We start from the raw sequence: 19444 nt of genomic DNA on the forward strand, positions 1-19444 counted from the left end.
CGTCCGTCGAACTCGGCCTCGGAAGAGAAGCAGTACAAGCTGGACTTCGACTACGAGACCAACCTGCCGTTCATCAAGAAGATCGAGTTCGGCGGCCGCGGCACCGACTTCTCGACCAAGGGCTACGGCTACGGCGGCTACATCATCGACGGCGGGACCAACGACTACTCCACCGCCGACGACACCGTAATCTACACCAATGCGGTCAACTCGACGGCGACGATCCTGAGCACCCAGACGGCTGACCAGACCAGCCCGACCGCCGCCTCGGCGGCCTACACCACCGGCTATTGGTCGACGACCGAGACCTGGTCGCGGGCGTTCTCGAACGCGGTGTTCTCGCAGGCGATGACCCAGCTGCCCGACGCCTTCTACTACGGCGGCGGCTCCCTGCCCTCGACCTGGCTCTATCCGAACTTCAACCAGGTCGCCCAGTACCTCGACACGTCGCACTTCAACCTGAACAACCTGACGACCACCACCGGCAACGACGGCAAGACCTACGAGCAGATCCCCTATCAGATCCAGGAACAGACCGACGCGCTGTACCTGAAGTTCAACTACGAGTTCCCGCTGTTCGACTACGACGTGGTGGGCAACTTCGGCTGGCGCCGGGTCCACACCAAGACCACCGGCACCGGCGCGCAGACCCGTAGCGAGACCTATGCGGCCACCAATGGCGGCACCTCGACGACCTACGTGCTGAGCAACTCGATCGCCAGCATGACCAAGGACTACACGGTCTGGCTTCCGAGCTTCAACGTGGGCCTGTGGCTTCAGCCCAATAAGCTGTCGGCTCGCGCCGGCTTCGCCCAGCTGATGGCTCGTCCGCGGATGGACTATCTGATGCCGACGGTCAGCTGCACGACCGACAATTCGCCGGACGCCAATGGCGAATTCGACGAGCCCAGCTGCTCGGCCGGCAATCCGAACCTGAAGCCCTATCGCGCCAACCAGTACGACCTGTCGTTCGAATGGTACCCCAACAGCGACACCCAGCTGTCGCTGGGTCTGTTCTACAAGGACATCAAGTCGTTCTACGTCAGTTCGCGCACGCTGATCGGCAAGGTCGACGTCTATGGCGACGGCGTGCTCTACAACTACAACACCTACATCAACGGCCAGGGCGCGAAGATCTCGGGCCTGGAACTGACCGGCAAGACAGCCCTGACCTGGCTGCCGGGCGTGTTCTCCGGCTTCGGCGTCGACGCCAACTACACCTACCAGGAAGCCAAGGACGTCGAGCTCTATTCGACGCTCGACGGCTCGCCGCTGCCGTTCCCGGGCCTGTCCAAGAGCAGCTCCAACCTGACGGTCTGGTACGACAAGGGTCCGATCAACGCCCGTATCGCCTACAACTATCGTTCGAAGTACCTGTCGTCGGCGGCGGACACCTCGGGCCAGCCGGTGTTCAAGGAGCCGACCGGCTACCTGGACGGCAAGGTCACCTGGAAGCCGGGCCCGAAGGGTCTGCAGCTCTTCGTCGAAGGCAAGAACCTGACCAAGGAAGAAGAAGTCTCGACGGCCGGCGACATCCGCCTGATCGAGCAGGGCTACTTCGGTCGCCGCTTCTTCATGGGCTTCACCTACAAGTACTAAGCATTTGAAAGCCCTGGCCGCGCGCCGCCCCAGTGCGCGCGGCCAGGGTCATTTGCTGCAAGCCTCGATCCGGCCGAACTGGTAAGCCACCCTTACGGAGTCGCTTACGGAAGACCGGTCATGAATTTCTCGACGCTGCGCACGACCAGCAAGGTCACCACCGAGTGGAAATACGCCCAGCCGACCGCCAGCAAGAGCGGCCTGCTGCAGGTCGACACCGCGCCCGACCACAAGCTCTACTGGGAAGAATACGGCAATCCGGACGGCGAGCCGGTGATGTTCCTGCATGGCGGCCCCGGCGGCGCCTGCGCCCCGCCGATGGCCCGCTTCTTCGATCCCGACCGCTATCGCGTCATCCTGTTCGACCAGCGCGGCTGCGGCAAAAGCCAGCCGACCGTGGCCTCGGCCGGCCCGCAGATCGCCCTGACCCACAACACCACCGACCATCTGGTCGACGACATCAACAGGCTGCGCGACGCGCTGGGGATCACCGGCCGCATGCACGTGTTCGGCGGCAGCCGGGGCAGCACCCTGGCGCTGACCTACGCCATCCGCCACGCAGACAAGGTGGCCTCGCTGATCCTGCGCGGCATCTTCCTCGGCGCGACCGAAGACCTGCTCTACATGTACCAGGGCAATGCGGCGGCGTTCACCCAAACGCCCTACGCCCTGACCGAACCGGGCGCCTACATCGCCTATCCCGACGAGTGGAAGGCCTTCGTGGAGGTGATCGCGCCTGAAGACCGGGGCGACATCATGGGCGCCTACAAGGCGATCTTCGACATGGTCCCGGCGACCGAGGCCGAGCGACGTCGCCAGCTCGAAGCCGCCGTGGCCTGGTCGGTCTGGGAAGGCACGATCTCGAACATGATCCCCGACAACGCCGACGCCGGAAAGTTCGGCGAAGCCGACTTCGCCCTGTGCTTCGCCCAGATCGAGGCCCACTTCTTCGCCAACGGCCTGTTCCTGGAGCCGGACTACATCGTGCGCAATGCGGGCGCGCTGAAGGGTCTCGACATCCACATCGTCCACGGCCGCTTCGACCAGGTCTGCCCGCTGTCGCAGGCCTCGCGCCTGGTCGCGGCGCTGGAAGAGGTCGGCGCGCCGCCGGCCAGCTACGTGAAGACCGACGCGGGCCACAGCGCCATGGAGGGCCAGACGGTTCTGGCCCTGACGGCGATCATGGATGGGCTGCCTCGGATCTAAGCCGCCCTGCGGCTCGTCTCGCCGCACATCCGCCGATAGCGCTCCAAGAGCCGGTCCAGCGTCGCTCGCTTGACCGGCCGGCCGTCGCGCAGCTTGACCCAGGTGGTCTCGCTGATGCCGAAGGTGTCCTGCAGGCAGGCCTTGGTGGCCGCCGGCAGGACCCGGCGCAGGGCCAGGAAGGTCTCGCGGTCGATCACCGCGTCGGCCAGACGCTCAGCCATGTCACTTCCCCGCCGACGGCGGCGTGGTCGCCTGGACGAGGTCGAGGCGCGCCTTCGCCGGATCCGGACCGACCTTCACGCCGTCATTGGTGAAGTCGATGATCACGTCGCCCGCCGCGTCGTACTTCGGCCAGGCCGGCTGGCCGGCCGCCTCGGGCGTTCCCTTGGTCGCGAACGCGATCCAGTAGGCGTGGGCGGCCTTGGCGGCGGCCGCGTCGGCCGGGGTCAGGGCCGCGCCGTAGCGGGCGTCGACGGTGTCGAAGACGAACGGGATCTCGGTGGCGTGCGGGGCGCTCCACCACTCCTTGCGCTGGCTTTCGGCCACGTAGGAGAAGCGGAACGACCAGACCGGCGCGCCTTGAGCTGAAAGCGTGCGGGCGACTTCGCGGGCCGGCTCGATGAACATCCGGTCGCCGGCGGCCTTCCAGCCATAGATCTTGATGTCGCCGTCGCCGGTCGGGTCGTAGAGCGTCTCGGCCTCGGCGCGCCTGTCGCCGAACGGGGCGAAGACCTGGTCGCGCGTGCCGCCGAAGAAGAAGCCGTCGGCGCCGGTGGCTCCGACCAGGACCGGCGTCTTGGTCCACTCCCCGGCGGCGTAGGCGTCGAGCACCGGCTTGGTGACGAGCTTGCCGTCGACCATCGGGCCGCCGTTCCAGGTGGGAACGCCGGAGGTGGCCATGTTCAGGCCGTCAACCACCGCGTCGGCCGGCAGGGCGCGCAGGGCCGCGAGGGCTTCAGCCCCCTCCCCGGTCACGCCGGCCTTGGCGGCGAAGGCGACGCCGACGCTCTCGGCCGAGCGCTCGCCCGGCGCGGCCTTGATCGGCAGCGACGGCAGGAGGCGCGGCCGGCCGCCGCCCGACTGGATGATGGCCTTGTCGAACAGGCCCTCGGCGAGGGGCGTGGTCAGCAGGGCGTGGACCGACATGCCGCCGGCCGACTCCCCGAAGATCGTCACGTTGTCCGGATCGCCCCCGAAAGCGGCGATGTTGGCCTTCACCCATTTGAGGGCCGCGATCTGGTCCATGAAGGCGTAGTTGCCCAAGAGGCCGCCGTCGGCGTTCTCGGCCGACAGCGCCGGGTGGGCGAAGAAGCCGAAGCGGCCGACCCGGTAGTTGAAGCTGACCAGCACCACGCCGTCGCGGGCGAAGCGGTCGCCGGCGTAGACCGCCGGCGAGGAGCCGCCGTTGACGAAACCGCCGCCGTAGATCCAGACCATGACCGGCTTCTTCGCCTTGGCCTTGATCGCGTCCTTCGGCGTCCAGACGTTCACATAGAGGCAGTCCTCGGCCGGCTTGACGCCGAGCGGCGCGGCGTCGCCCGGAAACGGGTTCTGGGCGCAGTCGGGGCCGTACTCGGCGGCGGAGCGGACGGCGGTCCAGGCCTTGGGGACCTGGGGCGCGCGCCAGCGCAAAGGGCCGATCGGCGGCGCGGCGAAGGGCACGCCCTTGAAGGCCGCGACCGGACCGGCCTCGACGCCTTCGACGGGGCCGTTCGTGGTCTTGACCACGGGACCCGCGAGAACGGGAAGCCCGACGGCGAGCGCCAGCGCCAGGCCGGAAACCAGAGACTTCATCACTACGCCCTCCCCTACGGCTTCAGCGTCCGCGCCTTGACCTTGGCGGCGCCCTTCAGGGCCAGATCGGTCGCCGAGGCGCCGACGGCCACCTGATAGTCGCCCCCCGTGACGACCCAACGATGACCCTTGGCGTCGAAGCTGGCCAGCAGGCGCGGATCGGCGGTCAGAGTGACGCGGCGGGTCTCGCCGGGCTTGAGGGCCAGCTTGTCGAAGCCGATCAGGCGCTGCAACGGCTTGCCTGCCGCGCCGGTCAGATAGACCTGCGGGGCGTCCTTGCCCTCGACCTTGCCGGTGTTGGCGACGTCGAAGCTGACCGTGACCGTTTGTCCGCCTTCCACCTTCAGGTTCGAATAGGCGAACGAGGTGTAGGACAGGCCGTAACCGAACGGGAACAGCGGTTTGTCGCCAGTGGCGGCGAAGCGGCGGTAACCGACGTCCGCGCCCTCGGTGTAGTTGACGTCGAACTGGGTCTTCTCGGGCAGGCCGCGGCCCGGCAGGGCTTCGCGCGGATACTGGCTCAGCGAGGCCGGGAAGGTCATCGGCAGGCGGCCCGACGGATTGACCGCGCCAAACAGCACGTCGGCGATGGCTTCGCCGCCCTTGGCGCCAGAGTACCAGGCCTCGACCACCGCGCCGGCGTTGTTCAGCCAGGGCATGGAGACCGGACCGCCGGTCTGCAGCACGACGATGGCGTTGGGGTTGGCGGCCGTGACCGCGGCGATCAGTTCGTCCTGACCGTTGGGCAGGGAGAGATCGAAGGCGTCCTCGCCCTCGCCCATCCACTGGTTGCCGAACACCACCACCACGTCGGCGGCCTTTGCGGCGGCCACGGCCGAGGCGATGTAGCGGCCGTCGTCGAAGGTGACCTTGGCGTCCGGCGCGCTCTTGCGGATCGCGGCCAGCGGCGAGGAGCCGTTGAAGTACTGGCTGCGGAACGGGCCCATCATGCCCTCGCCGCCCAGCGGCACGACGCGCTTGGCGCCGCCTGGGGGCACGACTTGGGAAGAGCCTCCGCCCGACAGCACGCCGGCGTCGGCGTGACCGCCGATCACGGCGATGGTCTTGGCGCTCTTGGCCAGCGGCAGCAGGCCTTCGCGGTTCTTCAGCAGCACAACGCCCTCGGTCGCCGCGGCGCGGGCGATCTCGGCGTTGGCGTCATAGTCGATGGCCCCGCCCGGGGTCACCGGCTTGTCGAACAGCCCCGCGGCGAACATCGAGCGCAGGATGCGGCGGCTGGCGTCGGCCAGGCGCGCGGCCGGGACCTCGCCCTTCTCGACGGCGGCCTTCAGCGGCTCGCCGAACCAGATCTTGGCGTCGAGCTGTTCGCCCGACTGCTGGTCCAGGCCCTTGAGGATGTAGTCGGTGGCGTGGACCGCGCCCCAGTCCGACATCACCCAGCCCTTGTAGCCCCAGTCGCCCTTCAGGACGTCGTTGAGCAGGTGGGGATTGCCGCAGCTGTAGTCGCCGTTGACGAGGTTGTAGGCGCACATCACAGAGCCGGGCTGGCCTTTCTCGACGGCGATCTGGAAGGCCAGCAGATCGCTCTCGCGATGGGCCGCCTCGTCGATGATGGAGTTGGCGAAGTGGCGGCTGGTCTCCTGGCCGTTCAGCGAGAAGTGCTTGATCGTCGAGACGATGCCCTGGTCCTGGATGCCCTTGATCTGGGCGGCGGCCAGGTTGGCGGCCAGCCAGGGGTCTTCGCCGAGATATTCGAAGTTGCGGCCGTTGCGCGGGTCGCGAGCCAGGTTCACGCCGCCGGCCAGCTGGACGTTGAAGCCCTTGGCGCGCGCTTCGCGGCCGACCACCGCCCCGCCCTCATAGGCCAGCTTGCTGTTGAAGGTCGCGGCCAGCGACAGGCCGGAGGCCAGCGCCGTGGCGCCGTCGCCGGGCCGCACGCCCAGCGGATTGGTGACGCCGAGGCTGGCGTCGCTTTCCTGCAGGGCCGGCACGCCCAGGCGCGGGATGCCAGGGATGTAGCCGGCCGAGCCGATCGCGCCCTCGGGCTTCTTGATGCCGAAGATCGGCATCGACATCGGACCGTGCACCAGGCCGATGCGCTCGTCGAGGGTCAGTTCCTTTTCCAGCAGGGCCGCGCGCTCGTCGGGCGAGAGCTTGGTGTTCATCCAAGGCTGGGCGGGGGCTTGAGCTTGAGCGGCGCCGGCGGCCAGTGAGAGGGCCGCGATGCTGGCGGCGGTCGTCAGACGGATCATGGTCGCGGGTCCTCAGTAGGTCAGGCCGTAATGGATCGGGTAGAGCGGCTTTTCGCTGTCGTGCGGGGCGTCCTCGGCCTGGGCCTCGACGGCGGCCATCGACGACGGCAGTTCGAAGGGCAGCTTGCCGCGAGCGTGCGCCTTGCCGGTCACGGCGTCGAGGAAGGCCTCGTCGCTGGCGCCGAAGTCGCCGATCAGCACGGCGGCCTTGTCGCGGACATTGGTCAGGATCGCCGGGCGGTCGAGATAGACGCTGACGATGGTCGGCACCTTGGCCGAGGCGGCCTTGATCGCCTCGTAGTCGGCATTGCCGTCCTTGAACGACAGGTCGCCCTCGTGCTGGAAACTGCCGAAGGTGTAGTTCGGGTGCAGGGTCTCGAACGGCGTGGCGGCGCGGATGATGGCCAGATCCGCCTGGGCCAAGTCGTCGACCGGCGTCAGGCCGTGGGCCTTGGCGACCTCGGGAGAGACGCCCTTCAGCCAGACCTTGCGGCCGGCGGCCTTCAGCGGCAGCAGGCCGTTCTTGTTCTCCAGCACCGTCAAAGCTGCGCTCTGGGCCGCCTGGCCCTCAGCGACGAAGGTCTTGGAGCCGACCACGGCCGTCGCGGCCTTGGGATCGACATAGGGATTCTCGAACAGGCCCTGCTCGAACTTCACGACCAGGATGCGCTTCACGGACTCGTCGATGCGGCCTTCCGTGATCTTGCCGGCCTTCACCGCGGCCACCAGCTCGGCCGTATCCTCGACGCCGCCGAACTGGTCCAGGCCCGCATTGACGCCCTTGGCGTAGCGGTCGACCTTGGCCAGATCCTCGACGCCCCAGGCGGTGGAGAAGCCCTCGAAGCCGGGGCGCACGCCGGCCGGGAAGCCGTTGCGGCAGGTCTCGCCGCAGTCGTTGGTGATCGCCCAGTCCGACACCACCACGCCCTTGAAGCCGTGCTTGCCGCGCAGCAGGTTGGTCAGCAGCTGCTTGGAGAAACCGGCGGCGACGGGCTCCAGCGCCGTGCCTTCGAGCGAGACGCCCTGCAGGATGGCGTAGGTCGGCATCACGCCGACGACGCCGGCCGAGAACGCCTCGTCGAACGGCTTCACGTGCAGGTCGAACTGGCCCTTGGGGAAGACGGCGTAGCGGCCGTAGCTGTTGTGGCCGTCGAAACCCTTGGCCGAAGCGCCGTAGCCGACCCAGTGCTTGACCACGGCCGAGACGCCGTTCGCGACCAGACCGGTGTCGCCGCCCTGGAAGCCCTGGATGTAGGCCTTGGTCATCTTGCCGACGAGGTCGGCGTCCTCGCCGAAGGTGCCGTTGGTGCGCGGCCAGCGCGGCTCGGTCGACAGGTCGGCCATCGGCGACAGGGCCTGACGGATGCCGACCGCGCGGTACTCCTGGCGGGCGACGTCGCCGAAGCGCCGCACCAGCGCCGCATCGCCGATGGCGGCCAGGCCCGGGGCCTCGGGCCACTTGGAGAAGCCGCCGGCCTCGACGCTGGCGCCGGCCGTGAACTGGAAGTGGTGGCGCGGATCGGTGCTGATCGTCGCCGGCACGCCCAGGCGGCCCTTCTCGGCGACGGCCTGGATGGCGTTGTTCTGCTCGGCCAGGAAGGCCGGTGCGCCCGCCAGGCGGGTGATGAAGGTGGTGACGTGGCGGTCGATGACCAGCGGCGTCGCCTTGGCCATGTCGTAGCCCGAGCCCATGCCGGCCACGCCCATAGGACCGGTCGCCGGCAGGGTTCCGTGCATCATCTGGCCGGCCTTCTCGTCCAGCGTCATGCGCTGGGTCAGGTCGGCGGCGCGCGCCTCGGGCGACAGCCGCCAGTCCTCGTAGGGCTCCAGCTTGCCGTCGCGGTCGAGGTCGCGGAACTTCAGGCCGTCGACCGTGATGACCTTGCCGTCGCGGACGCCCAGTTCGGGTTGCTTAGGTGCGGCGGAGGCCGCACCGCCGAGGATCGCGGCCGAGGCGGCCAGGAACAGAAGGCGGCGGTCGAGGATCATCGGCTAAACTCGCTTGCGAACACGAAAAACAAAGCACGCCCGGCGGGCAGGGTCCGCCGGGCGCGAGGGGGAAGTAAAGAAGGCTAGAAGGTCACGCCCAGACGCAGGCCGTAGGTGCGCGGCGGGGCGTAGTATTCACCGGCCCCGTTAGTGGCCAGGCCCGTCGTCGAGTTGGGCGACGAGGCGGTGCGGACCGCGTCGTCCTCAAGGTTGCGGACATAGCCCTGCAGGGTCCAGCGATCGTCGGCGCTGGCGTAGGTCAGGCTGACGTCGGTCTTGGTGAAGGCCCCTTCCCGGTTCTGGGCGAAGCCGTGGTACTCGAGGTTCTTGGCGCTTTCGTAGTGGCTCTGGATCCGGCCGGTCAGGGTGCCGCCGAAGCTCGGTTCCCAGATGTGCTGGTAGCCGAGATTGATGCTCCACTCCGGCGTGCGGGCCATGCGGCAGCCGGAGAAGTCGGTCGAGCGCGGCGCGGCGGCCGAGTAGTTGGTCGTGTAGCAGGCCGCCACCGACGCATTGGCGCTGTTGTTGGAGAACGAGTCCCCGCGCGGCAGCACGAAGTCGGTGTATTCGGCGTGCAGCCAGCCCAGGGTGGCGTCGATGCGGTCGTGCTCGGTGATCGCCAGGTTGGTCTCGAACTCCAGGCCGTAGATCTTGGCCTTGTCGGCGTTGAGGGTGACCGTGGCGTCCTGGCCGCCGATGGTGCCCAGGGCGCTGACCTGGAAGTCGCGATAGTCGTAGAGGAACGCCGTGGCGTTCACCTGCAGGCGGTTGTCGAGGAAGCGGTTCTTCACCCCGGCCTCGTAGGAGGTGATCTTCTCCGGCGCGTAGACGTTGTCGGTGACGCCGTCGTAGTAGCCGCCCGCCTTGTAGCCCGTGGCGATGTTCGCATAGAGCATCGAGGTCGAGGTCAGGTCGAAGTCGGCGCCGATCTTCCAGTTGGTGGCGTCCCACTTGGCGCTGGCGATATTGGCCACCACCGTCGAGACGATCGCCCCACTGGAATTGGTCAGGTAGGTGCCGCCGGTGCGACCCTTCTTGTCTTCGGTGTAGCGCAGCCCGCCGGTGACGCGGAACCGGTCGGTGACCTCGTAGGTGGTCTGGCCGAAGACGGCGATGCTTTCGGCGGTGATCTCGGGCTGGATGAACGACAGGTACGAGTTGGTCGCCAGGAAGACGCGGAAGTCGACGTTGTTGTCTTCGGTGAAGCGATAGAGGCCCACCACCCACTTCAGCTTGCCGGTGTCGCCGCCCAGGCGCAGTTCGTGCGACCAGGTGTAGTCCTTGCCCAGGAAGTAGTTCGGCGCGCCCGTGCTGGCGTTCTCGCCGCTGCGGTCGAGCTTGGAGAAGTTGTAGCCGACCAGGTAGGTCAGGGTCGCGAAGCCCAGCTCCCAGTTGGCCTCGGCGCCGGTGCTGAAGAAGCGGTTGTTGCGATAGATGTTGGTGGCGCAGTAGCAGGTCCAGGGATCGCCGGTGACCTTGGTGGTGCCATAGGTCTGATCGCCGCCGCCGGCGCCGCCCTGGTGCAGGTAGTCGGCGTTGACCAGCAGCGAGAAGCTGTCGCTGGGCTTCCACAGCACCCGCACGCGGGCTGACTTGTCGTCCTGGTCGTAGCGGTCGTTGCCGCCGGTGCCGGGTCCGGCGTTGATGGCGTTGACGTAGCCGTCGTGGCGGCTCTGCTGGAACGAGGCGCGGACGGCCAGGTCTTCGCCAAGCGGCACGTTGATCATGCCCGAGGTGGTGATGGCGCTGTAGTTGCCGACGTCGAGCGAGCCCGCGCCCTGGTACTCGCCGAGCACAGGCTTCTTGGTGATGACGTTGATGGCGCCGGCCGTGGCGTTACGGCCATACAGCGTGCCTTGCGGGCCGCGCAGCACTTCCACCCGGTCGATGTCGTAGAACAGCGCGCCCAGCGAGGTGGCGCGGGCCTGGTAGATGCCGTCGATGTGGTAGGCCACCGCCGGGTCGCCGACCTCGGTGGTGTTGGTGCTGCCGATGCCGCGCAGGAAGACCTGGGCCGTGCCGGCGCCGCTGTTGGTGATCTGGAGGGCCGGCACCTGGCTGGCCAGGTCGACCACGGTCTTGACCCCCTGGGATTCCAGCTTGTCGCCGGTGACCGCAGAGACGGTCAGCGGGGTCTTCTGCAGGTTTTCACTACGCCGCTGAGCGGTGATGACGACCTCGTCGAGCTGCACGGCTTCGCCTTCCTGGGCGAAGGCGGCGGGCGCGTTGAAGCAGACGACCGCCAGGGCGGCCGAAGCGAAGAGCATGGTGCGCATGTCTGTCCCCTTTCCTGCGCGGACCGGACGACGGATCGACGCTTTCGCGCCGCCGGTTCCAGCCGGTTCCCGGCGCCGTTTGGACGTCCGGGATATGTTTCCTCCGCCCCTTGTCCCGGGGCTTGAGCCGACGCTGCGCTGGCGGGATGTCCCGACGACGACAACGTTGTCGTAGATTGACATCACGATACGACAACGTTGTCTATACCATTTTCCAAAGACACCGCTGTCTGGAATTTTGATCGCAAAATCGCAGGAAACAGGGGATTTAAAATTCCCAATACTTAAAGAAACCGGCCCCAATTCACCTCAACCAGCCCGAGAGCCTAGGACTTCGGAGCCGACGATGAGCCGCGTTCCACGAGGTGATAGTCGAGCTGCCTGGCGGCCGTGCGGTTGCGGAAACGGGGGTCGCCGAATCCTTCGATCAGCATCTGCGCCGCCGCCTCGGCCATTTCGGCGATCGGCTGGTGCACGGTGGTGAGGCTGGGCCAGGAGGATTCCGCCAGCGGACCGTCGTCGAAGCCGACGACGGTGAGGTCCTGCGGCAAGGAAAGGCCGCGCTTGGACGCCGCCGAGATCACGCCCAGGGCCATGGCGTCGTTGGCCGCGAAGATCGCGGTCGGCGGTTCGGACAGCGACAGTAGTTGGTCACCGGCCTCCAAGCCCGACAGCGGCATGAAGTCTCCGTTGGCGATCCATTCTGGCCGCACGCGCGCGCCGCGTTCGGCCATGGCGGTCATGTAGCCCTCGCGCCGGCGGCGGGCCGAGCCGTGGTCGGCGGGGCCATCGATGAAGGCGATCCGCCGATGCCCGAGATCCCACAGGCGGGCGGTCATGTCGTGGGCGGCCTGCTGGTCGTCCATGAAGACGTAGGGCGAGCGGCCGAAGTCGCGACCGGGGGCGACACGCACATAGGCCAGCCCCTGGGCCTCGATGGTCGCCAGGATCTCAGGGTCGTCGCAGATCGGCGGCGTCAGGACGAGACCGTCGAAGCGTCCGGCCTTCAGCGCCTCGGCGAAGGTGGGCCCCCTGCCCTGCCCCAGGTCGTCGACCTGTTCGATGACGAGGTGGTAGCCGGCCCGGCGGCAGGCGCGCATGGCCCCGACCTGGACCTCGGCGACATAGTGGTAGGCGCCGACCCGCATGAAGACCACGCCGATCAGGTAGCTGCGACGGCTCGACAGCGAGCGGGCCGAGACGTTGGGGCGGTAGCCCAGCTTGGTGATCAGGTCCTCGACCCGGGCGCGGGTCTCGGGACCGACGCCCTCTTCGCGATTGATCACCCGTGAGACGGTCTTGATCGAGACGCCCGCCTGCTTGGCGATATCGACGATGGTGATGTCGCTCATGCGTCCCGCTCGGCCCTTCGCGGACGACCGCGAACGCCTGTGGTAGCGGGCGACGCGATCACCTCGCAAGCCCTGCCCTAACGGCAATCGACGACGCGGGGATCCAGCAGGGTCCGGGCGGCGCAGGCCGCGTGGGTCAGGGGGCGGTGATAGGTGAAGGGCGCGTAGAACAGGAAGCCCAGCAGCACCGCACCCGCCCCGCCCGCCAGCAGCAGGCCGCGCCGGCACGCGAAGACCGGCCAGCGGGCGCAGGCCTCCTCGAAGGCCAGGACCGCCAGCGCCCAGCTGAGCAGCAGCCCCGGGAAGTAGTGATAGAGGTACAGGACCCTCTGCTGAGCCAACATCAAGTGCGCGGCCATGAAGATCGCCCACCCCGCCAGCAGGGTCAGAATCAGGCGGCGACGCGCGGTCGCCTCGTCATCTCGCGCCCCGCGCAGGACGAGCAGCACCGCCGCGCCGAGCACACCCAGCAGCCCGATCGTCCAGCCCGCCGGATTGCCGGCCAGTTGCAGATAGCTGGTCGTGTGGCCGTCGCTGTCCCAGCGGTAGTTGATCGCCCCGCCCATCACCGGCCAGGCCAGGGGCGAGGAGCCGTTCGGGTCGGCCTTGGGCGTGCCGGCGAAATCGCCGGCGATGTAGCGCCGATAGTCCGCGCCCGCCGCCCAGACCACCGCCGGCGACAGCGAACGCCGTCCTTCGAGGAAGGCTCGATAGGTCGGCGAGACGAAGGCGGCGTCGCGCGCGCCGGCCGGCTCGCCGCGCATCGGCGGCAGGGGCGCGACCGCCAGATGGACGACCATCGTCGCCACGATCGCCGCCAGGCCGCCGACAGCCAAGGCGCCGGCGTGAACGGTCGCCGTTCGCCACGGACGGGATCCGCGCAAAACGAGCGCCGGCAGCAGCAGGCCGATCGGCGCCAGGACGAGCGCATTCAGCCGCACCATCGCCGCCAGACCGATCAGGCCGCCGAAGGCCAGGGCCTCGACGAGCCTGGGTCGCCCCCGTCGCGCGGCGATGGCCAGGACCAGCAGCGCCGCCAGCAGGAAGGCCGACTGGAAGGCGTCCAGGTGCCCGGCCCGGAACTGCACGGCCAGGGCGTTGTCGAAGATGTAGAGGTTGGCGAAGGCCAGGGCCGCGCCCAGGCGGCCGCCGGTCAGCACCAGGGCCAGCCGGAAGAACAGCGCCGCCCCAAGCACGCCGAACAGCACCGAGGCGGCGCGAACGCCCCAGTAGCTGTAGCCGACGGGCACCTCCTCGCCCTTGACCGACTTGGTCTCGGCCAGGCGATGGACCGGCAGGTCCTGGTTGTCGTCGACGACCAGGGCGCCCGCCGCGATCAGCATCAGGCCGAGCGGCGGGTGCGAGGCGAACTGGGCGGTGCCCTCCAGGTAGCGCTGGGTCGAGGTGAGATAGTAGGCCTCGTCCCAGGTCGGCTGAGCAGGAGAACCCAGGCGCGGGACGAGGACGAGCGCCGACAGCACGGCGACCAGCAGGGTCGCCAGCCATCGCTCCTTCGCCGTCGCTCCTCCCGCCCCCACGGTCATGCGTCAGACCGCCAGGCCGACCACGACCGTGCCGGTGTAGCCCGCCGACACGCTGCCGCTGAGGCTGGGCGTCTGGGCGGCGATCTGGGCGCTGGTGTTGTCGCCGAAGACGTTGTCGCTGGCGATGGTGATCGCCGCCTTGTTGGTGACGCTGGCGCTGTAGCCGGTGGCCCCGGCGTAGACCGTGTCGCTGATCGCGCTGGGCATGGCGAACTGCGAGACCAGCACCCGGTTGGCGTAGCCCGTGGCCGTGGCCAGGCTGGGATAGACCTCGAAGTGGATGTGCGGCCAGCGGCCCGAGTAGCAGCCCGGATAGATGGTGGTGAAGGTCACCTGGCCGTTGCTGTCGGTCACCTGCACGCCGCGCAGGTAGTTCTCGCTCTGGATGCCGCTGGAATAGAGCGAGTAGTTGCCGTCGCGCGTGCAGTGCCAGATGTAGATGGCGTAGCCCGACAGCGCCGCGCAGCTGTTGTTGGTGTTGACCAGGGTGATGGTCAGGGTCAGCTGCACGCCCGGCGCCGTGGTCGTCGAGCTGCCGAAGCTGGACCGGATGTCGCTGCGCACCACGCCGCTGACGGCCAGGATGTTCGACACCGTGCCGTTGACGCTGTTGGAGCCGTCGCTGGGATAGGGCCCGTTGGTCTCGGTCGGGTCGGCGATGCAGCTGCTGACCGAGGACGAGCTCGACGAACTGCTGCTGGAACTGGAGCTCGAGGAACTGGACGAGCTGGAGCTCGAGCTGCTGCTCGACGAAGAAGACGAGGTCGAACCGCTCGAACTGGAACCGCCGCCCCCGCCGCAGGCAGCCACTAGAGCGGCCGTGCCGCCCGTGGCGAGCCAGGCCAGCATGCGGCGACGCTCGACGATGCGAGCGGTCATGATCGCCAGGTCATGCTGCAGGCCCAGATCGTGCTCTTCGATGGGGTGGTCGTCGTGCATGATGTCGCTGCTCCTCCGTGCGTGCGCCCGAGCTGCCGCCCGCGTTGCTCGGGCCGGCGCTTCGGCGTCCTGCTTTTGAAACAGTGTAATTCGCTGGAAATATGCCGGATGGGTATTTCGGGCGTATCAGCACCCCGAAAGGCGATACAAAACCAATACATAACGACAAATTGCGGACGACTTGACCTCCCAATACTGGCTGCATGGGTTGGGAACCGCAAAGATTCCGTACTTTTCAGCAGCAATCGCGAAAGCTGGCGGCCGCCTGCGGCCTGGCGCTGGTCGCGACCGGCGCGGCCCATGCGCAGGTGTTGCAGATTGAAGACGACGGCGCGGTGCGCAGGGTCGGCGGCGGCTGGCCCCAGGCTGTCGGAACAGCCCCCGCCCCGCTCGCTGAAAACACGAACATCCCCGCGCCCTATCGCGACGCCGTGCTGGCCGCGGCCGCGCGCTACGACCTCAGCCCCGCGTTGATCGACGCCGTCGCCCGCTCGGAGTCGGGCTACGACCCCAAGGCCGTGTCGCCAGCCGGCGCGATCGGCGTGATGCAGCTGATGCCTGCCACCGCCCGCGCGCTGGGCGTCGATCCGACCGATCCCGCGCAGAACATCATGGGCGGCGCGGCCCACCTGCGCGCCCAGCTCGACCGCTTCGACGGCGCCGTGGACCTGGCTCTCGCCGCCTACAACGCCGGCGGCGGCCGCGTGGTGCAGTACGGCGGCGTGCCGCCCTTCAAGGAAACCCGCGCCTACGTGGCGACCAATCTCGACCGGCTGGCCAAGGCCGCCGCTCCCCCTGCCTTTTCTGGAGAAGCCCCATGACCGCCCGCCTGTTCACTGCTGTTACGGCCGCTTCCCTGGCCGTCTCGGCCCCGGCGTTCGCCAGCCCGCAGGGCGCCCAGCCGATCGCCAACGCCGTGGCCTGGGTGCAGGGCACGCTGCTGGGCAACGTCGCCACGGCCGTGGCGGTGATCGCCGTGGCCATGGTCGGCTTTCTCATGCTGACCGGCCGGATGAACTGGCGGTTCGGCGCCACGGTGGTGCTGGGCTGCTTCATCCTGTTCGGCGCCGGCACCATCGTCGCGGGCATCCGCGCCGCGGCGGGCTGAACCGCCATGGCCGATCTCGTCCGCACCCCGATCTTCCGCGCCCTGACCCAGCCGCAGATGTTCGCCGGCGTCACCTACAGCTTCTTCGTGATCAACGGGATCGTGACGACGGAAGCCTTCCTGGTGACCCGCTCGTTCTGGGCGCTGATCGTCGCGGTCGTGGTGCACGCGATCGGCTACGTCGCCTGCCTGAAGGAGCCGAGGATCTTCGATCTGTGGCTGACGCGGGTGAGCAAGTGCCCCCGCGTCGGAAACTGGCGCCGCTGGCGCTGCAACAGCTACGCCCCCTGAGAGCATGGCCATGACCCGCGCAAAGCCCAACTGGACCGGTTTCGCCGCCTGGACGCAAGGCGAACAGCGCGCCGGCGACCGCCTGCCCTATGACGGCCTGATCGACGAGCGCACCGTGCGCCTGCGCGACGGCTCGCTGATGCAGGTGCTGCACCTGGAAGGCTTCGCCTTCGAGACCGCCGACACCGAGGAGCTGAACCACCGCCAGGCCCTGCGCGAGGCGGCGCTGCGGGCGATCGGCGGCTCGCGCTTCGTGGTCCGCCACCACATCCTGCGCCGGCGGGTGCAGGCGGGACTGACGGCCAGCTTCTCCGACCCGGTCTGCCGGATGATCGACCAGCGCTGGCAGGCGCGGATGGCCGGCCGCAGCCTGTTCGTCAACGACCTGTTCCTGACCATCCTGCACCGTCCGGCGCGCGGCAAGGCGGGCCTGGTGGACCGCGCCGCCCGCCTGCTGAACGCCGGCATGGGCGAGACCGCCCGCCAGGCGCAGGAAGCCCGCGACCTGCGCGACCTCGACGCCGCCCGCGAGGCGCTGAGCGCCGCCCTGCAAGCCTATGGTCCCCGCGTTTTGGCCAGCTACGAGACCCCGGCCGGCCGCTGCGCCGAGCCGCTGGAATTCCTGTCGGCCCTGTTCAACGGCGAACTGCGGCCGATGCTGTGGCCCGCCGGCGACGTCGGCCACCACCTGCCCTATCGCCGGGTCAGCTTCGGGCTCGACGCCCTGGAGCGCTCGGACCTCGGCGAGGGCAAGGACTACGCGGCGATCCTGTCGCTGAAGGACTATCCGCCCTCGGCCGCGCCGGGGATGCTGGACGCTCTGCTGCGCCTGCCCTTCGAGATGACCCTGTCGGAGAGCTTCGCCTTCGTCGACCGGCAGATCGGGCTGGAGCGGGTGGACACCGCCCTGCGCCGGTTCCGCGCCGCCGACGACGACGGCGCCAGCCTGCGCCAAGGCCTGGTCGAGGCCAAGGACGACCTGTCGTCCGGACGCTCGGTGCTGGGCGAGCACCAGATGAGCCTGCTGGTCCGCGCCCCGGACCTGGCCAGCCTGGACGGCGCGGCCGCGGCCTGCCTCTCGACCCTGGCCGACCTGGGCGCCGTAGCGGTGCGCGAGGACCTGGGCCTGGAGCCGGCCTTCTGGGCGCAGTTCCCGGGCAACGAGGCCTATGGCGCACGCCGGGCCCTGATCTCGACCGGCGCCTTCGCCAGCCTGGCCTCGCTGCACAGCTTCCCGACCGGCCGCGCCAAGGGCGTGCACTGGGGCCAGGCGATCACCGTGCTCGAGACCACCTCGGCCACACCCTATTTCTTCAACTTCCACGCCGCCGACCTGGGCAACTTCACGATCATCGGCCCGTCGGGCTCGGGCAAGACGGTGGTGATGAACTTCCTGGCCGCCCAGGCCCAGAAGGCTCGCCCACGCACCGTGATCTTCGACAAGGACCGTGGGGCCGAGATTTTCGTGCGGGCCATCGGCGGCGGCTATTCGGTGCTGCGGCCAGGCGAGCCGACCGGCTTCAACCCGCTGCAGCTGCCCGACAGCCCGGTCAACCGCGCCTTCCTGCGCGACTGGATCGCCCGCCTGGCCTGCGGTTCGGGCGAGACCCTGACGCCGGACGAGGCGGCGCTGGTCGCTGGCGCGGTCGACGCCAACTACGACCAGGATCCGGCCTTCCGCCGCCTGCGCTATTTCCGCGAACTGCTGGGCGGCCGTCGCCGTCCCGCGCCGGGGGACCTGGCCGCGCGGCTGGCGCCCTGGTGCGGCGAGGGTCCGCAGGCCTGGCTGTTCGACAACGAGACCGACCGCCTGGATCTGGACGCCAAGGTGCTGGGTTTCGACATGACCCAGTTGCTGGACTCGCCCGTCCTTCGCACCCCGGCGATGATGTACCTGTTCCATCGCGTCGAGGAGCGGCTGGACGGCGAGCCGACCATGATCCTGATCGACGAGGGCTGGAAGGCCCTGGACGATCCGGTGTTCGCCGCCCGCATCCGCGACTGGATGAAGACCCTGCGCAAGCGCAACGCCATCCTGGGTTTCGGCACCCAGAGCGCCCGCGACGCGCTGGAGAGCCAGGTCTCGACGGCGATCATCGAGCAGGCCGCCACCCAGATCTTCATGCCCAATCCCCGCGCCCAGGCCGAGGATTACGCCGACGGCTTCGGCCTGACCGAGCACGAGCTGGACCTGGTGCGCGCCCTGCCCGCCCACGCCCGCTGCTTCCTGGTCAAGCACGGCGCCCACAGCGTGGTGGCCAGGCTGGACCTGTCGGACATGCCGGAGATCGTCACCGTGCTGTCGGGCCGCGAAACCACGGTGCGCCGCCTGGACGAACTGCGTCGCCGGCTGGGCGACCACCCGGCCTTCTGGTGGCAGGAGCTGACCGGGACGCCCTATCCCGGGCCGACGCCCGTGGCCGTCATCGCCGCCGCCAGCGAGGACATCATCCCGCTGCGGAGCGCGGTGTCGTGAGCGCCTGCCCCGCCCTGCTGACCGCCGATGGCGGCCTGGCCGACGGCATGGCGGCGCTGGACTGCCAGCTGAACCTGGCGGTCAGCGCCGGCTATGGCCGGCTGTTCGGGATGAGCGGCGTGTTCGGCGCCACCCTGACCGGGCTGCTGACCATCTATGTCGCCTTCGTCGCCTACGGCCTGATCACCGGCCGCACGCGGCTGGGCCTCTCGACCCTGACGCCGCGCATGGTGGTGCTGGGCCTCGTCCTGACCTTCGCAACCGCCTGGCCGGCCTATCAGGCCGTGGTCTACGGCCTGCTGACCGGCGGACCCGACCAGATCGCCTCGGCCCTGCTGGGCGCGCCGCACGGCGCGGCCCGGGCCTTCGCCGCGCGGCTGGACGTGGTGTTCGAGCAGGTGGCCGATCTGGCCAAGGACCTCGGCCAGGCCGGGCCGGCCAACGACCCGCAGGTGCAGACGGCCGTCAAGCTGACCTGGGCCAGCGCCCTGATGCTGCTGATCAGCACGGCGGGCCTGCTGATCGTCGCCCGCATCGTGCTGGCGGTGCTGCTGGCGGTCGGCCCCGTGTTCGTCGTGCTGGCGCTCTTTCCCCGCACGCGCCCACGGCCTGCCCGTGAAGCTGCACGCCGAGCAGTTGTCGAACCTGCACGGCGCG

Annotated in this window: 15 protein-coding genes; 7 read left to right on the forward strand and 8 right to left on the reverse strand. The window is 68.9% G+C overall.

Going from position 1 to position 19444, the window contains the following annotated elements; all coding sequences use genetic code 11:
- Positions 1 to 1599 (forward strand): TonB-dependent receptor domain-containing protein (locus DMC18_RS17855; RefSeq protein WP_146218120.1); only part of this gene is annotated, 1599 nt, incomplete at its 5' end.
- Between the two features lie 120 nt (positions 1600 to 1719).
- Positions 1720 to 2805 carry a prolyl aminopeptidase gene (gene pip / locus DMC18_RS17860; protein WP_110119433.1) on the forward strand — a complete coding sequence of 362 codons (1086 nt, stop codon included), beginning with the start codon at positions 1720 to 1722 and terminating at the stop codon, positions 2803 to 2805.
- Here the strand turns inward: pip and DMC18_RS17865 are convergent.
- The 8 genes from DMC18_RS17865 to DMC18_RS17900 all read right to left on the reverse strand — a co-directional run bounded on the left by DMC18_RS17865 (position 2802) and on the right by DMC18_RS17900 (position 14912).
- A complete protein-coding gene (locus DMC18_RS17865; RefSeq protein WP_110119434.1) occupies positions 2802 to 3026 on the reverse strand; it encodes a hypothetical protein in 225 nt (74 codons plus the stop codon). The genes pip and DMC18_RS17865 overlap by 4 nt on opposite strands.
- 1 nt (position 3027) lies before the next feature.
- Entirely contained in the window at positions 3028 to 4599 is a 1572-nt protein-coding gene (locus DMC18_RS17870; RefSeq protein WP_110119435.1) for a carboxylesterase/lipase family protein, read from the reverse strand.
- 14 nt (positions 4600 to 4613) lie between these two features.
- A complete protein-coding gene (locus tag DMC18_RS17875; RefSeq protein ID WP_110119436.1) occupies positions 4614 to 6812 on the reverse strand; it encodes a beta-glucosidase in 2199 nt (732 codons plus the stop codon).
- Positions 6813 to 6824: 12 nt separating this feature from the next.
- Complete coding sequence (locus tag DMC18_RS17880; protein WP_110119437.1) at positions 6825 to 8801, reverse strand: glycoside hydrolase family 3 protein; 1977 nt, start codon at positions 8799 to 8801, stop codon at positions 6825 to 6827.
- An 83-nt stretch (positions 8802 to 8884) separates the two neighbouring features.
- Positions 8885 to 11077, reverse strand: a complete 2193-nt coding sequence (locus tag DMC18_RS17885; protein ID WP_110119438.1) for a TonB-dependent receptor — start codon at positions 11075 to 11077, stop codon at positions 8885 to 8887.
- Between the two features lie 326 nt (positions 11078 to 11403).
- Positions 11404 to 12429, reverse strand: a complete 1026-nt coding sequence (locus DMC18_RS17890; protein ID WP_110119439.1) for a LacI family DNA-binding transcriptional regulator — start codon at positions 12427 to 12429, stop codon at positions 11404 to 11406.
- A 77-nt stretch (positions 12430 to 12506) separates the two neighbouring features.
- Positions 12507 to 13973, reverse strand: coding sequence for a phospholipid carrier-dependent glycosyltransferase (locus tag DMC18_RS17895; protein ID WP_110119440.1), 1467 nt, complete (start codon positions 13971 to 13973; stop codon positions 12507 to 12509).
- Positions 13974 to 13976: 3 nt separating this feature from the next.
- A complete protein-coding gene (locus tag DMC18_RS17900; protein WP_110119441.1) occupies positions 13977 to 14912 on the reverse strand; it encodes an intradiol ring-cleavage dioxygenase in 936 nt (311 codons plus the stop codon).
- Positions 14913 to 15115: 203 nt separating this feature from the next.
- Here DMC18_RS17900 and DMC18_RS17905 point away from each other — a divergent pair, with 203 nt between their 5' ends.
- The 5 genes from DMC18_RS17905 to DMC18_RS17925 form a co-directional block, all read left to right on the forward strand.
- Entirely contained in the window at positions 15116 to 15733 is a 618-nt protein-coding gene (locus tag DMC18_RS17905) for a lytic transglycosylase domain-containing protein (protein ID WP_110119442.1), read from the forward strand.
- Entirely contained in the window at positions 15730 to 16020 is a 291-nt protein-coding gene (locus tag DMC18_RS17910; protein ID WP_110119443.1) for a TrbC/VirB2 family protein, read from the forward strand. Before DMC18_RS17905 ends, DMC18_RS17910 begins: the two co-directional genes overlap by 4 nt.
- Before the next feature lie 6 nt (positions 16021 to 16026).
- Entirely contained in the window at positions 16027 to 16311 is a 285-nt protein-coding gene (locus DMC18_RS17915) for a type IV secretion system protein VirB3 (RefSeq protein ID WP_110119444.1), read from the forward strand.
- Between the two features lie 10 nt (positions 16312 to 16321).
- The gene (locus DMC18_RS17920) at positions 16322 to 18787 is read left to right on the forward strand and encodes a VirB4 family type IV secretion/conjugal transfer ATPase (RefSeq protein ID WP_110119445.1); all 2466 of its coding nucleotides are present in this window, start codon (positions 16322 to 16324) and stop codon (positions 18785 to 18787) included.
- Positions 18784 to 19444, forward strand: a 661-nt coding sequence (locus tag DMC18_RS17925) for a type IV secretion system protein (RefSeq protein WP_146218121.1), incomplete at its 3' end; no start/stop codon positions are given. The genes DMC18_RS17920 and DMC18_RS17925, both read left to right, overlap by 4 nt.

It is taken from the genome of Caulobacter sp. D5 (assembly GCF_003185805.1).
Taxonomy (GTDB): Bacteria; Pseudomonadota; Alphaproteobacteria; order Caulobacterales; family Caulobacteraceae; genus Caulobacter.

Excerpts from the sequence above, each read along its gene's own strand:
- DMC18_RS17885 (WP_110119438.1), bottom strand. The coding sequence starts at position 11,077 with ATGCGCACCATGCTCTTCGCTTCGGCCGCCCTGGCGGTCGTCTGCTTC.
- DMC18_RS17865 (WP_110119434.1), bottom strand. The coding sequence starts at position 3,026 with ATGGCTGAGCGTCTGGCCGACGCGGTGATCGACCGCGAGACCTTCCTG.
- DMC18_RS17895 (WP_110119440.1), bottom strand. The coding sequence starts at position 13,973 with ATGACCGTGGGGGCGGGAGGAGCGACGGCGAAGGAGCGATGGCTGGCG.
- DMC18_RS17910 (WP_110119443.1), top strand. The coding sequence starts at position 15,730 with ATGACCGCCCGCCTGTTCACTGCTGTTACGGCCGCTTCCCTGGCCGTC.
- DMC18_RS17920 (WP_110119445.1), top strand. The coding sequence starts at position 16,322 with ATGACCCGCGCAAAGCCCAACTGGACCGGTTTCGCCGCCTGGACGCAA.
- pip (WP_110119433.1), top strand. The coding sequence starts at position 1,720 with ATGAATTTCTCGACGCTGCGCACGACCAGCAAGGTCACCACCGAGTGG.
- DMC18_RS17900 (WP_110119441.1), bottom strand. The coding sequence starts at position 14,912 with ATGCACGACGACCACCCCATCGAAGAGCACGATCTGGGCCTGCAGCAT.
- DMC18_RS17880 (WP_110119437.1), bottom strand. The coding sequence starts at position 8,801 with ATGATCCTCGACCGCCGCCTTCTGTTCCTGGCCGCCTCGGCCGCGATC.
- DMC18_RS17890 (WP_110119439.1), bottom strand. The coding sequence starts at position 12,429 with ATGAGCGACATCACCATCGTCGATATCGCCAAGCAGGCGGGCGTCTCG.
- DMC18_RS17875 (WP_110119436.1), bottom strand. The coding sequence starts at position 6,812 with ATGATCCGTCTGACGACCGCCGCCAGCATCGCGGCCCTCTCACTGGCC.
- DMC18_RS17915 (WP_110119444.1), top strand. The coding sequence starts at position 16,027 with ATGGCCGATCTCGTCCGCACCCCGATCTTCCGCGCCCTGACCCAGCCG.
- DMC18_RS17905 (WP_110119442.1), top strand. The coding sequence starts at position 15,116 with ATGGGTTGGGAACCGCAAAGATTCCGTACTTTTCAGCAGCAATCGCGA.
- DMC18_RS17870 (WP_110119435.1), bottom strand. The coding sequence starts at position 4,599 with ATGAAGTCTCTGGTTTCCGGCCTGGCGCTGGCGCTCGCCGTCGGGCTT.